This is a genomic window from Sphaerisporangium flaviroseum (assembly GCF_039537005.1).
In the GTDB taxonomy this organism is placed as follows: domain Bacteria; phylum Actinomycetota; class Actinomycetes; order Streptosporangiales; family Streptosporangiaceae; genus Sphaerisporangium; species Sphaerisporangium flaviroseum.
Window position 1 is genome coordinate 172,821 of sequence record NZ_BAAAZR010000009.1, and the last position, 14,277, is coordinate 187,097.

The following is a 14,277-nucleotide window of genomic DNA, read 5'->3' on the forward strand; positions in this document are numbered from 1 at the left end:
GGCGCTTGAGGCGCGGGACCCGGCCTGGCGGGGCGCCGCGATCGCCGGGTCATTCGGGGCGGTAGGAGCAGCGGACTCCCGTATACACGGTGGCGCGCAGCTCGGCGCCGATGACCGGGTCGGCCTCGGTGATGCGGTTCACGGCGCGCCGGATGGCCTTGCCCACGGCGATCCTGGCCCGCTCGTCGCTGGCGACGAACCCGCGCGGGCGCCCGTTCAGGCCGGTGGCCGAGGTCAACTCGGTGACCAGCCAGTCGCGCTCGGCGCGGGTCACCGCGGCGCGCTCCAGGTCGTTCATCGACTCGAACTCCTCGATCTCGGCCTGCAACTGGGTCAGCCGCTGCCTGTAGGTGCTCTTGGCCAGATCGTCCAGGACCGGCTGGGCGGGCCCTGCGGAACCGCTCGCCAACGCCGCACCCGGGTGCCGGGGGCCCGCGGCCAGGTCGATGGCGGGGATCTCGTAGCCCGGGTTCGCGAGCAGGGTCGCCAGGTGGCTCATCCCGACACTGTGGTCGACGATCACGACTCGGGCACCGAGCTCCACACGCCATTGCCTGCCCCGGCGACGGCACACCACCGCGGGCGCCCGCTCGCCGCGGGTGACGTCCTTGGCGGCCGAGCTCACCGGACCTCGTGTCGCGCCGGCGGGCAGCGTCATGCCGAGCGCCACCGCGTCCTGCGTGGCGAAGGCCAGCTCCCGCCGCGCCGCCTCGTCCCGCGGCCCGTCGCGCAGCGCCAGCGCCTGGCCGAGACGCGATCGGGAGATGACGACCGCCGGCCAGTGCCCCAGCGCCAGATTGCCGCGGACGGCCGCGCGCAGGTGCTCCACGGCCCTGCCGGCATCGCCGATGGTCAGCGAGGCGACTCCCAGGGAGTGGTGCACCGATCCCAGGCAGATGACGCCCAGGCTGGCGATGACGGGCTGCCGCGCGAACGGGACGAGCAGGGAATAGGCCTCGGCCGAGATGGCGGTGTCCGCGAGCAGATGCGCCGCCTCCACCACGGCGTACATCGACATCAGCCAGGTGCTGGATCGCGGCAGGTCCGCGAGGTTCTGGCCGCGCAGGCGCGCCAGCATGCCCGCCGCCAGGCGCCGGTCTCCCGCGGTGGCCGCCGCGACCGCCAGGCCCGCGAAGTTTGAATTGTCCATCGCGCTGAGCGTGGTCGAGTTCACCATCTCCGACAGCATCGGGACGAGCTCGGTGATCCGGCCCTGGTACCAGCGGATCGTCGCGAGCTGCGCTCCGTACCACCCCATGGCGTCCGCGTCACCGGCCGCCGCCCCGCGGTCGGCGCAGGCGGCCGCCAGGGCCTCGGCCTCGGCGAACCGGCCGCCACGGATGCTGAGCATCACCTCGATCGCGCTGATCACGAACGCGACCGCCAGGTGCCGCTCCCGCGCGAGCAGGTCCCGCAGTTCCTCCAGGCAGCGTTCGGCGTGCGAGTCGGCCGTCATGAACAGGTCGACCGTCCGCCACAGCAGTCCCATCAGCAGGTCGCCCCGGCGGCCCGTCTCGGAGGCCACGTCGATCAGTTCCTGGGCCAGTTCGAGCCGCAGCGCCCCGTGCTCGGGACCCAGCACGCAGTGGTGGGCCAGGCTCAGCGCCTCCGCCAGCGCCACCGGGTCACACGCGCGCCTGGCCTCGGCGACGATGGCGAGGATCGCGGCGTGCCCGCCGGTGCTGTAGTCCTCCTCGCCGGCGAGCCGCGCGCGCAGCCGAAGGGCGAGCGAGGACCGAGGGTGGATCAGCGGCAGGGCGTGGCGCTGCCGCATCCGCACCGTCGCGGCCTCGGCGGTCGTGCGGTGCTCGTGGACCCACACCCCGCCCAGACCGAGCGCCGCACGCGCCATCGCCTCCGCGTCGCCTCGGCGCTCGGCCTCGCGGTAGGCCGCGTCCAGCCACCTGCGGCCGGCGTTCAGGTCACCGTCGGCGAACAGCGCGCGTTCGCCCTCCAGGATCGAGGAATCCAGGTCGTCCTGGGTGGCCGGTCTCATCTCCGGCTCCCGTCCCTGCTCACAGGCTTCCTCCCGCGGACATCGTCCTCCGTCGGTGTTCAGGTGGCCCGAGCTTGCAGGACGGCAGTTGCAAGCCCCTTGCAGGAGGCTAGTAGGAGGTTAGTGTCGTGCCATGTGGGTTCGCGCCGATCGCGAAACATTCACAACGTTGTCATGGCGCCCCGATGGGTGACGGCGGAATGGCCGGTATCGTCCGCGCGGCTGGATGAAGGGCGTGCCCTCCTCGTGAGGGCCGCCCATGGGTTCGTCCAGCCGTTGGGTTCCTCCGCGGAGCCTTACCGGTCGGCGGCCGCCAAGGAGGTCTGATGGAGTTCCGCGTCCTGGGACAGCTGGAGGTCGCCGAGGAAGGGCGGCCACTCTCCCTCGGGCCCCGGAAACAGCGAGCGGTCCTCGCGGTGCTGCTGACCCGCGCCGGCCAGGTGGTGTCGCTCGACCGCGTCATCGAGGAGGTGTGGGAGAGCGCCCCGCCCGCCACCGCGACCGGGACCGTGCGCGCCTACATCTCCAACCTGCGCACCGTCGTGGAACCTCCCCGAGCCGCGCGCGAGCTTCCCCGCGTCATCGTCACCAGGCCGCCGGGATACCTGCTGGCCGTCGCGCGGGACCAGGTCGACGCGCTGGTCTTCGAGGACGCCGTCAGGGAGGCGCGCAGGCTCCTCGTCGCGGGCCGGGCCGCCGAGACCCTCACCGTGCTGGAGGACGCGCTGGCGCTGTGGCGGGCCGAGCCGTACGAGGACCTGGCCGGCCACGACTTCGCCAGGCAGGAGGCGGACCGGCTGCGTGACCTTCGCCTGGTCGCGCTGGAGACGCGGGCCGAGAGCCTGCTCGCCCTCGGGTCCCACCACGAGGTGCTGGACGACCTGGAGACGCTGGTGGCCGGTCACCCGCTCAGGGAGAGCCTGGTGGCGCTGCGCATGCTCGCCCTGTACCGGGCAGGGCGCCAGACCGAGGCCCTGGAGGCCTTCCACACCGTGCGGCTCGCGCTCGCCGACCAGTTCGGGGTGGACCCCGGCCCGGGGCTGCGCAGACGGTTCGACGAGATCCTGAACCAGTCCCCGGCGTTGGATCCCGCCGTCCCCGCGGTCGCACCGGCGATCACGCCGAGCCGGGTGCCCGCCTTCCCGGCGGAGCGGCTGATCGGCCGGGCCGTGGAGATGAGCCGGCTCGAGGCCGATCTCAAGGCGACGCTCGAAGGAGAGGGACGCACGGTGCTCCTGGTGGGCGAGCCGGGAATAGGCAAGACCCGGCTGGCGGAGGCGCTGGTCTCGCGGGCGGCGGCGCGCGGATCGCTCGTGGTGTGGAGCCGGGCGGTCGAGGACGCGGCGACGCCGCCGTACTGGCTGGGGGTGCAACTGCTGCGGCGGCTCGCCGAAGAACGGCCCGAGGCGTTCGCCGCCGCCGCCCAGCCGCACGCCCCCCTGCTGTCGTTGCTGGTCCCGGCACTGGTGGACGCGGTCACGTACGCGGATCCGGAGTTCCAGCGGCTCGATTCCGAGCACATACGGGTCCCGGTCTACGACGCGATCGCCCGGGTCGTCACCGAGATGGCGCGGCGGCAACCGCTCATGCTGGTGTTCGAGGACCTGCACTGGGCCGACGTCCCCTCGATCCAGCTCGTGAGCTATCTCGCGACCGAGACGGGGCGCTCGCCGGTGCTGCTGGTGGCGACGCTGCGTGAGCACGAGCACTGCCCGGCGGTCCGCGACCTGCTGGCCTCTTTGGCGAGGGTACGGAGAACGCGCAGGCTGCGGCTCGGGCCCTTGGACCTCGACGAGGTCACGATGCTGGTCAAGGAATGCACGCACACCGCCGCGTCGGCCGAGCTGCTGGCGGCCTTGCACGAGCGGACCGGCGGCAATCCCTTCTTCGTCACCGAGCTGGCCCGCATGCTCAGCAGCGAGGGGGCGCTGACCGACCAGGCCATCCGCCGGCGGCTGGCCGAGGAGATCCCGGCGGGGGTGGGGGACGTGATCCGCCGTCGCTGGCACCGGCTGCCCGAGCGGGCTCGCGGCGTGCTGTCGGTCGCGGCCGTGGCCGGGCAGGAGTTCGGCATGGCGCCGCTGGGCAGCGCCACCGGCCTCGACGAGGATCTCCTGCTGGAGAGCCTGGAGACCGCCGTCGTCGCGGGCCTGCTCATCGAGGACCCCACCGCGTTGGGCCGCTACCGGTTCGCCCACCCGCTGGTCCGCGAGACCCTCTACCACCAGCTCGGCCGGGTCCGCCGGGCGCGGTCGCACGAGAAGATCGGTCAGGCCATGCTGCGGGCCGGCGCCGACATCGACGAGATCGCCCACCACCTGTGGGAGGCCTGGCCCGTCACCGGCCCGCAGGACGCGCTGCCGCACCTGCTCACCGCGGCCAGGCGGGCACAGCGCAGCCTCGCCCACGAGCAGGCCGAGACGTTGCTGAACCGCGCGCTGCGGCTGGCCCGCGCGCTGCCGGCCGAACAGGACCGCATCGACCAGGAACTGCGGATCCAGGTTCGGCTCGGCGCGCTGCTGGCCGGAAGGCACGGCCACGCCAGCGCCCAGGCGCGTGCGGCGTTCATGCGCGCCCGCGATCTGAGCCCGCGCAGTGCCCTGCACAGCGCCCAATGGGTTCCCGCGCCGTGGGGGCTCTGCGTCGCCCGCATCAACGGTGGCGAGCTGCGGGAGGCCGAGCGCATCGCCCACGAGTTCACCGCGCACCCTGACGACGCTCTGGCCGCGATCGCCGCCGTGCACGCCCGCGGCATGATCACTTTCTTCCGCGGCGACCAGACGCCGGCGAACCGGCTCATCATGGCGAGTGTCGACCTCGCCGACCGGGCGGGTGAGGTGGCGGCCGCGCTGGGGTTCAACGACCCGCGCACCCACGGCAGGTCCCTGGCCTCGCTGTCCGCCGCGCTGCGCGGAGACGACGGCGAGGCCGACCGTCTTGATCGCGAAGCCCGTGAACGCGCCGCCGCGCTGGCGAGCCCGGTCCCCGAAGCCCTGGCCCTGATCTTCGCCGCCAGGCTCGCGTGGATACGCCAGGATCCGCCGCTCACCCGTCGGCACGCCGCCGCGGCGCTGAAACTGGCGCAGGAGTACTTCATCGCCCCCATCACCGTGATCGGCTCGGTCCTGCTGGGCTGGGCGGAGGCCGAGATGGGAGACCCCGGCACGGGGATCCCCCGCATGGAGAGGGCTCTGGAGGAGCTCTCCCGCACCGGCACCTCGCTGAACCTGCCCTGCTTCCTGGCGATGCTGGCCGAGCAGGAGCTCCGGCGGGGCAACGCGGGCGAGGCCCTGGCCCGGCTCGACGCGGCAGAGGAGATCGCCGCCAGGACCGGAGAGCGCGTCTTCGAGGCCAGGAACCTGCGCCTGCGGGCACTGACGCTCCTCACCTGCGGCCGGCCTCCGGAGGAGGCGTCGAGGTTCCTGCGGCGAGCAGCCGGCCTGTCCCGCGCGCAGGGCGCGGTTCTGCTGCTCCGGCAGGCCGAGGAGACCCTCACCCGGCTCTCCGCATCCGGGCTCTCCTGAGAGCGAAGCCGCAGCTCTGATGAGGCTATACATCGGAGGTATCCCTGTCCTCCCGAGCTAGCGATCGTCGCTGGTAGCGGCCGAGGTAACGTAATCACCGGCCAAATCCGGGCATGTGCCGAGTTTTCAGTGCTGGCGTGCGCCTATTGACGAGCGAAGACATCCAATGTTAACTGCGCCTGACAGTCTGAAAACGAAGCGGTGCGACGTCTCGGACCAGGGGAGTGCCGCCGCTCCGCGCGCCCGCCTGCAGGAGAGGAAACCACCTTGAAGAGGCTGTTACGTTCCCTGCCCACGTTGACGCTCGTCGCCGGCCTCCTGGTCGCCGGCGCGGCCACGCCGGCCCTCGCCTCGGTCACCGACGCGGCGTTCGACCAGACGACCGGGACGCTCAACGTGGACTACCCGGGATACCTGTCCAAACACGACATCGTGTACAACCGGCCCAACACCAACCCGCTGTACGGGCTCACCGTCGGCAACGGCCGCACCGGCGCGATGGCGTGGAACCAGAACGGCCTCACGATGCAGGTGTCGGGCGTCGACCTGTCCCAGCAGTCGACGTACGCGGCCGGCCTGGTCAACCTGTACTCCAACCCCGGCATGGACACCGGCTACACAAGCTTCCAGCAGCGCCTGTCGCTGTACGACGGCACGCTGACCACCAAGTACGACTCCAACCGCACCGTGACCGTCATGGGCTCTCCCAACTCCGAGGTCATGGGCATCCACGTCGACGACACCCGCGGCGGCGTCTCCAGCGTGGCCCTCGACCTGAGCATGTGGGACCCGGCCACCGTCCAGAACATCGCCGACGTGCCCGACCTGAACACCTGGCGGACGATCTCCACCTTCGCCGACTCGCAGGTCGCCGGGTTCAGCCGGGGCCAGACCGACGCCAACGGCTTCGGCTACACCTTCGCCGCCACCGTCGAGGGCGCCGCCTACACCACCCAGGTCGTGGACGGCAGGAAGGTGCGGCTGAACATCACGCCCACCTCCAGCTACACGATCTGGCTGACCGCCTCGAGCCGGATCAACGCTCCCAACCGGGACTCGGTCGCCCAGGCCCGCAGCCAGCTGTCGTCGGTCAAGAGCACCGGATACTCCACCACGTTCACCAACTACAAGAACTGGTGGCACGCCTTCTGGGCCAAGTCGTTCGTCCAGTACTCCAACGCCTCCCGCGACGCCGACTACATGGAGAACGTCTACTACCTGTCCACGTACATGATCGCGGCGGCCGGCTACGGCAACTACCCGGCCCACTTCATCAACGGGGTGTTCCGCGCCACGCAGGACAACTCCAAGTGGAGCAACGCCTACTGGTACTGGAACCAACGCGACGTCTACTACTCGTTCTTCGGGTCCAACCACACCGACCTGATAGACCGGCACAACAACCTGTTCAGCCGTAACTACAACGCGCTGAAGTCGTACACGCAGACGAGGTACGGCGTGGACGGCCTGTGGGTGCCGGAGACCATGGGCTGGGACGGCAACGCGCGCGGCACGGTCGGCAGCGACTACACCAAGAACATCCTGTCGACCGGCTACGAGGCCGCCTACAGCATGTACCTGCGCTACCGGTACACCAACGACGTGAACTACCTGCGCAACGTCGCCTACCCCTTCATGCGCGAGACCGCGAAGTTCTACTCGGCCATGCTGTCCCATGACGCCGCCACCAACACCTACTACATGGCCAACTCCAACTCCCACGAGACGTACTGGAACGTCCGCAACGCGATCACCGACCTCGCCGCGGTGCGCAGCATCTTCCCGCTGACCATCCAAACCAGCAATCAGCTCGGGCTGGACAGCGGCCTGCGCTCCGGCTGGCAGAACGTGCTGGACCACCTGACGCCGTATGTGGTCTCCAACGGCGCCTACCAGCCGCACCAGCCGCCCATCTCGCAGACCAGGAACAACGAGAACGTGTCGGCCGAGCTGATCTGGCCGTACGACCTCACCGGGATCGGCTACCCCGACCACCAGACCGCGGTCAACACGTGGAACCAGCGGCCGTTCCCCTACGGCAACGTCTGGTCCAACGACGCGGTGCAGGCGGCGCGCCTCGGCCTCGGTGACCAGACCTACCAGGGCATGAAGACCATGCTGCAGAAGTACCAGAACTACCCCAACGGCATGACCAGCAACACCAACGGCGTCTTCGAGTACCTCGGCGTGCACCTGACGGCGATGAACGAGGCGCTGATGCAGAGCTACAACGGCAAGATCCGGGTGTTCCCGGCGGCGCCGGGAGACTCCTCGTTCGTCGGCAAGTTCACGCTCCTCGCCAAGGACGGCTTCCTGGTCAGCTCGGAGCGCGAGGGCGGCGAGACGAAGTACGTCGGCATCCGGAGCCAGTACGGCAACCAGGCCACCGTGGTGAACCCATGGGGCACCCAGCAGGTGCGGGTGCGGCGGGCCTCCGACAGCGCGATCATCACGACCGGGTCGGCCGGCGAGATCACCTTCCCGACTTCGGCGAACACCGTGTACGTGGTGGAGCGCACCGCAAAGCCGCTGAGCGCCTACACCTCGACCCGCCTCACCGGCACCGCCAACCAGGGCGCCAAGGCGCTGAGCGGCACCGCCTCGGCCCTGGGCCTGGCGGGCCAGACCGGGAACGCGCTGATCAACGACACGGAGCTGACCTACGACGCCAACTGGCACCAGACCACCGGCCGGGGCTACGGCGACTACAACGACGACACCCACCACACCACCACCGTCGGCGCCACCGCGACGTACACCTTCACCGGGACCGGCATCGACTACCTGTCGGAGCGCAACGGTGACATGGGCAACGTGGACGTCTACCTCGACAACGTCTTCCAGGCCAACGTCAACCTCAACGTCTCGGGAAGCCGTCAGGTCCAGCAGGTCGTGTACGGCAAGACCGGCCTGTCCAGCGGCCAGCACACCCTCAAGATCGTCAACAAGTCCACGGCGGTCGGCATGGTCGATGCCTTGCGCGTCACCACCGGCGGTTCCGGCACCGGGACGATCAGCCTGCGCTCCCGCGCCAACAACATGTACGTCACCGCGCCCACCGGCTCGCCGCTGATCGCGAACAAGACGGCGGTGGGCACGGCCGAGCAGTTCGAACGGGTGAGTCTCGGCAACGGGAACATCGCCTTGCGGGCGAAGGGCAACAACCAGTTCGTGAGCGCGGAGAACGCCGGCGCCCAGGCGCTGATCGCCAACCGCGCCTCGGCCGGGTCATGGGAGACCTTCCAGCAGATCAGCAATCCGGACGGCACGGTCAGCTTCAAGGCCACCGTCAACAACATGTTCGTCTGCGCGGAAGGCGGTGGATCCCAGCCGCTGATCGCCAACCGCGCGGCCGTCGGCCCCTGGGAGTCGTTCGACCTCATCACCAACTGAACGCGGCGCCCACGGCCGGCCCCGGAGCGGGGGCGGCCGTGGGCGCTCGCATGCATGGACGGGGGTGCTCACCGCCGTCCCGTTCGCCGGGCGGGCCCGACGGCTCGCCCGGCGCGGATGCCGGTGGTCAGCCGGCGACCAGGTCGAACTGCTCCCACTGGCCGATCGCGCCGCGGTTGGCGATGAGCGGCTGAGCCCCGGCGCCTTCGGCGCACACGTACTGGCCGTTGGCCTGGGCCCGGAGGCTGATCGACCCGTTGGAGTTGGTGACCACCTGGAAGGTCTCCCACGGGCCGACCGCGGTGCGGTTGGCGATCAGCGGTTGCGCCCCGGCCGCTTCGGCGCACACGTACAGGTTGTTCACCCTGGCTCTCAGCGCCACGTTGCCGTTGCCCAGGTCGACGCGTTCGAACTGCTGCCCGGCCCCGGCGGACGTCCCGTTCGCGATCAGCGGCGAGCCGCCGGCGGCGGTGACGTACAGGTTGTTGGCCCGGGAGCGCAGGGAGACCGCCGCCGAGCCCGGCGCCGTGGTCACGCTCACGGCGTTCGACGGGGCCGAGGTGTTGCCGGCCGCGTCGCGCGCGGTGACCGTGAAGCTGTACGCCGTCGCCGGGGTCAGGCCGGTGACCGTGTACGGCGAGCCGGGGGCGGTGGCCACCGCGGTGCCGCCGCGCAGCACCTGGTAGCCGGTCACCCCCACGTTGTCGGCCGAGGCCGACCAGGCGAGCGTCACGGTGGTGGCGGTCCTGCCCGTCACCGAGAGGTTGCCCGGCACGCTGGGCGGCTGCCTGTCGCCGGAGACCACGGGCGGGGTGGGCCGGGTGGCGGTGAGCGGCAGCTGCCCCTTGAGCATCCTGCCGCCGTCGCCGGTGAGCCGGAGATAGTAGTCCGAGGAGCAGGCGGTGCCGTCCTCGTCCAGGGCCAGCATCCCGGAGTTGGCGGGGACCGTGGCCAGGGTCTCGGCCGACTTGGCGATCTGGTTGCCCTCGTTGTACTCGTCGAACATGGAGATGTAGATGCCCTGGGCGCCTACGCGGACCATGTTGTAGAACTGGCGCCACATGAAGTCGCCGTGGGCGCGCTGCCGGCTCTTCACATCGCCCGGCAGCACGCAGGGCTGGTAGTCGATGCCGTGGGCGTTGCAGTCGGCCTGGTCGGGGGCGTTGACGTTGGTGTAGAACCGGTCGGTGTCGGCGACGTTGCCGATGCGCCCGACCATCCACGGCGAGAGCATGTTGAAGGCGTGGTACACGTCGAGGAACCCGGGCCTGGAGTCGTTGATGCCCTGCCGCCAGTAGGTCGGCACGCCGCCTATCACATAGCAGCCCTGGCTCTTGAACCAGTTGACCACGTCCAGGCAGGGGGCGGGGGCGAAGGGGCGCTGGCCGTCGTTGAAGCCGAAGCCCCAGATGCAGACGACGGGCTTGCCGTTCTGCATGGCGTACATCGGTGAGGAGGTGTACGCCCTCATCTTGTTCGTCCAGTCGGCCTTGATCTCCGGCTGGAAGTTCGACCAGTCGGAGACGTCGTACATGATGTAGAACTTGCGGCCGTTCGCCTCCGCCGCGGTGCGCACCTTGGCGGCCATCGCGTCGCGGGTCGGCCCCTCCCCGCCGTTCGGGTTGAACCTCTGCAGGGCGGCCGTGTCGATGGAGTTCTCCCGCATCCAGCGGAAGTGCGTGTCGACGGTCTGCTGGTCGTAGGAGGAGAACAGCGTCGCCGGCTGTCCGTTGTTGAGGTTGGCGTACGCGGTCTGGTAGGTGCGCTGGTACTCCCGCATGTCGGGCCAGGCGACGATGGTGGTGTTGCTCGGGGAGGGCGGCTGCCCCGCGTTGGCGCTCCAGTGCCACCAGGTGTTGATGGGGGCTCCGTCGCCGATGCAGGCGAACCAGCCTTGATAGCCCACCGTGATCTTGCCGACCACGTCGCCGACGGGGCTCGCCGCGCTCGCGGCGCTCGTCAGGGCGGACATCACCTGGGACGCCGACGCCGCGGCCAGGGCGGATCCGGCCGCCATGGAAGTCATGAACCTCCGGCGTGAGACTTCCACGTGCACTCCTCTCGGTCGGAACGGTTTCAGGTGCTTCACCGTGCCGACGTCGAGGGCGACCGATGCTGTCGATCATCGATCGAGCGGGCTTGTCCCGGCAGGCGGACGCCACCAGAAGGCACGAAGGGCCAGACGTCATCGCCGACATAACCTCGGACCACTTTCACCATATTGACAGTCCTTGACACCTGAACGCAATAAGCGCACAACATCCCGGAAACAGATTGTGGGATAGCGAGAATAGCCATGCAGATACGGCCTTGACGTGGAGCGGTCCATGCCGGACCAGGGCGTTTCAGGGTTGTATGGGCGTCAGTCAATCATCGGATCTCTGTACTAGGGGATCCGGGGTGGTGAGGCGGGCGGCCGCCCGCCTCACCACCGGCTCAGACGGGGGCGACGGTGTAGGTGGAGCCCGCCTGCGTCGCGAAGGTGATGACGTCACCGGAGACGGTGTGCCCGACGGTGCCGCCGCCGGCCCGGGTCACCACGACCGTGCGGCCCGGCCACGGGTTCCCCACGCGGACGGTCCGGCCCGCGTCGCTGGTGATGTCGAGGTAGCTCACCTGGCCGCCGCTGCGCGCGCTGGACACGACCAGGCCGTTCTTCGCCCGGAGCTTGACGAAGGACGCGTTCTTCGCCGCGGGCCAGACCGGGAACAGCCGCAGGACGCCGCCGTCGCTCTGCAGCAGCATGCTGTTGACCGCCTCGATCGCCCCCGCCTTCTCCAGCCCGTGGTTGGGGTCGGTGACCCGCAGGTTGGGCGCGGACCTGGCGGTGATCTGCCCCTTGAGCCGGTCGATCAGGCTCTGCGCGGGGTACCCGACCCGGGCGGCCTGGGTGAACACCTTCGGGAAGCTGTTGTCCTGCCCCCACGAGTTCATGGCGTCCAGCGTGGCGATCGCCCGCTGCCGGTCGGCCTGCGGCGAGTTGATGCCCAGTGACTCGCCGGGGTGGACGAACTCCAGGTTGACGGTGTTGTCGCCCGGCCGGATGGCACGGGTGTCACCGCCGGAGATCGTGCCCGGATCGGCGAGCGCGTACACCGTCTGCCCGTTGTACGTCGTAGTGGGGATGGGGGGCAGCGCCTGGAGGATGCCCTGCCACGTCGCACGTTCACCGGCGTCCACGTTCAGCTCGACGCTGGCGTTGACGAGCGAGGTCAGCAGGTGCCGGAGCATCCCGACGTCGGCGCTGGAGTTGCGGCCCCAGGTCCCCTCGTGCGGCCCGGTCCACAGGCGGTGGCGGGTGCCGTCCCACTCCAGATAGTGACGGAAGAAGGTGGCGACCTCCTTCATGAACGGATACGCCTTGCCGGACAGGAACGCTCGGTCCTGGGTGTGGTCGTAGTAGGCGATGTACTGGGTGACCGTGAACAGGGAGTTGCCGACCTGCTGGTGGTAGTTGTCGTCCGCGGTCGCCCCGAAGGGCGCGATGCCGACCGGGAACAGCACCCCGCCGGGCAGGCCGCCGCTGGGGAAACGGCTGCCGATGTAGTCGGGCTTGACCCGGTTGAGATCCTCGCGGGCGCGTCGCCGGGCCTCGGGCAGGTACGCCTGGACCAGGTCGTAGTAGGGCAGTGCGAGCTCGGGCCGGTTACTGGAGTAGACGCCGTAGAAGTTGGCCATCCAGTTGTAGTTGAGGTGCATGTCGCCGTTGAACTGCGGGAAGTCCGTCGTGGCCCAGACACCGTACAGGCCGGGAGCGGTCCTGCCCGCCCGGCTTGCGGAGCCGATCAGGTAGAGCGAGCCGTAGTAGAAGCGCTCCAGGGTGTCGTCGTCGAGGTCGACGTAGGACTTGAGCCAGTACTGCTTCCACCACTCCACATGCGCGTTGTATAGCGAGTCCACCGAACCGGCGCTCTGGGCGTCGGCGAGCGACCGCGCGGCCGGAGCCGGGTCGGCCGGGTTCTGCCCGCCTCCGGCGACGCCGGTCACGATGCTGACGGTCTGGCCCGGTGGCAGGTCGAAGACGATCTTCCCCGCGGCCCCGCTCGCGGTGGGGGCGCCCGCCAGGCTGCCGCCGATCACGCGGGTGGCCAGCGACGCCCGGGAGACCCAGCGGGAGCCGGACGCGGTCTGGCGGGTCGCCCAGACGGTGGTGCCCGAGACGCCGGAGGTGCTGGTGAAGCCGGACCTGGGGTCGGGCGAGCCGGTGGAGGTCTGCGCCTGGAGCCGTACGGTGGCCGAGCCGAGCGACTGGATCCTGGTCACCACCAGGCCGTCGTTCGCGGCCACCCACGTCCGCATCGACACCGGTGTGCCGCCGATGGTCATCGAGGTGTCCACGTCGCCCTTGAGGATGTTCTGCTCCTCGGTGAACGGGCCGGACGGCTGGGCCGGCCCGCCGGAGCCGTACAGCTCGAACTGGCCGATGCGGGCACGCGGGTTGTTGAGCGAGTCGGCGGTGGTGCCCTGGGTGGGCTCGGTGATGTTCAGCCGGACGTATCGGGCGGTGACCGAGGCCAGGGTGCGATCGGTGACGTTCGCGGTGTTGTTCGTGACCGTGTCGGCGGTGGTCCAGGACGAGCCGTCAGGGCTGGAGGCCAGGGTGAAATTCCTGGTGTTGTTGGCCGTCTCCGCCGGGCGGGCGGCGGCGTCGTGGCGCAGGATGTACCGGGAGAACGTCCTGGCGGAGCCGAGGTCCAGGGTGATCGACTGCGGCCTGCCCACCTCGGAGACCCAGCCCTCGTAGCCGGGACCCCACTGGCCGCTCACGGCCCGGCCGGGCGGGAAACCGCTGTGCGAGCTGCTCGCCGTCGCGGCGGCGCCGAGCGCGAGGTTGGACGATCCGGTCCCGGTGGTGGGGGTGATCGTCACCGCGCCGAGCGCGACCAGGGACGGGCCGGGGTTGCCCGTCCAGAAGTCGCCCTTGGAGACGTAGAAGGTCTTGTACCCGGGGCCCCCGGCGGAGGTGACGCCGATGTCACCGTTGCCGAGCAGCGCGGTGTCGGGCATCGTGCGGCTGACCGCGTTGGTGTAGGCCTCGGTGGTCCACCGGCCCTTGATCGCGCCGACGAGCTGCTGGACCTGGGCCCACTGCTGGGCGGGGGAGGGCGCGGCCGTGGCCGGTGCCGCGGTCAGCAGGGACAGGAGGAGGGCGCAGGCGAGTGCGGCGGATAAGAGCGTGCCACGCTGTCGCTTCATGCTGGTGCCTTTCTGCTGGACTGTTCTTCGGTGGCGGTGGGTGTGGTCCGGGTGACGGATGTCCCCGGGGATGCTCGAAGCCGGGCATGCGGGTCGCCCGGGCGCAGCGGCCTCGTCGGCGGCGACGTCCGCGGTCAGGTCCCGGTACAGCGCCTGCGCGAGCCGATC

General features: G+C 70.3%; 5 protein-coding genes. 2 read left to right on the plus strand and 3 right to left on the minus strand.

Annotated elements, in window-relative coordinates:
- Window positions 1-49: 49 nt before the first annotated feature.
- Window positions 50-1,996 (minus strand): hypothetical protein, encoded by a 1,947-nt coding sequence (locus tag ABD810_RS20215; RefSeq protein ID WP_344942322.1) that lies wholly within the window; start codon window positions 1,994-1,996, stop codon window positions 50-52.
- Window positions 1,997-2,322: 326 nt separating this feature from the next.
- Here ABD810_RS20215 and ABD810_RS20220 point away from each other — a divergent pair, with 326 nt between their 5' ends.
- Window positions 2,323-5,520 carry an ATP-binding protein gene (locus ABD810_RS20220; protein ID WP_344942325.1) on the plus strand — a complete coding sequence of 1,066 codons (3,198 nt, stop codon included), beginning with the start codon at window positions 2,323-2,325 and terminating at the stop codon, window positions 5,518-5,520.
- A gap of 267 nt (window positions 5,521-5,787) precedes the next feature.
- Window positions 5,788-8,913, plus strand: coding sequence for a fascin domain-containing protein (locus tag ABD810_RS20225; protein ID WP_344942328.1), 3,126 nt, complete (start codon window positions 5,788-5,790; stop codon window positions 8,911-8,913).
- A gap of 127 nt (window positions 8,914-9,040) precedes the next feature.
- Here ABD810_RS20225 and ABD810_RS20230 read toward each other — a convergent pair whose 3' ends face one another.
- The gene (locus tag ABD810_RS20230; RefSeq protein WP_344942331.1) at window positions 9,041-10,939 is read right to left on the minus strand and encodes a fibronectin type III domain-containing protein; all 1,899 of its coding nucleotides are present in this window, start codon (window positions 10,937-10,939) and stop codon (window positions 9,041-9,043) included.
- Window positions 10,940-11,349: 410 nt separating this feature from the next.
- Complete coding sequence (locus tag ABD810_RS20235) at window positions 11,350-14,109, minus strand: discoidin domain-containing protein (RefSeq protein ID WP_344942335.1); 2,760 nt, start codon at window positions 14,107-14,109, stop codon at window positions 11,350-11,352.
- Between the last annotated feature and the right edge of the window lie 168 nt (window positions 14,110-14,277).

What these genes read in the sequence shown, in the direction of transcription:
- ABD810_RS20220 (WP_344942325.1), top strand. Translation starts at nt 2,323, where the DNA reads ATGGAGTTCCGCGTCCTGGGACAGCTGGAGGTCGCCGAGGAAGGGCGG.
- ABD810_RS20215 (WP_344942322.1), bottom strand. Translation starts at nt 1,996, where the DNA reads ATGAGACCGGCCACCCAGGACGACCTGGATTCCTCGATCCTGGAGGGC.
- ABD810_RS20235 (WP_344942335.1), bottom strand. Translation starts at nt 14,109, where the DNA reads ATGAAGCGACAGCGTGGCACGCTCTTATCCGCCGCACTCGCCTGCGCC.
- ABD810_RS20230 (WP_344942331.1), bottom strand. Translation starts at nt 10,939, where the DNA reads ATGACTTCCATGGCGGCCGGATCCGCCCTGGCCGCGGCGTCGGCGTCC.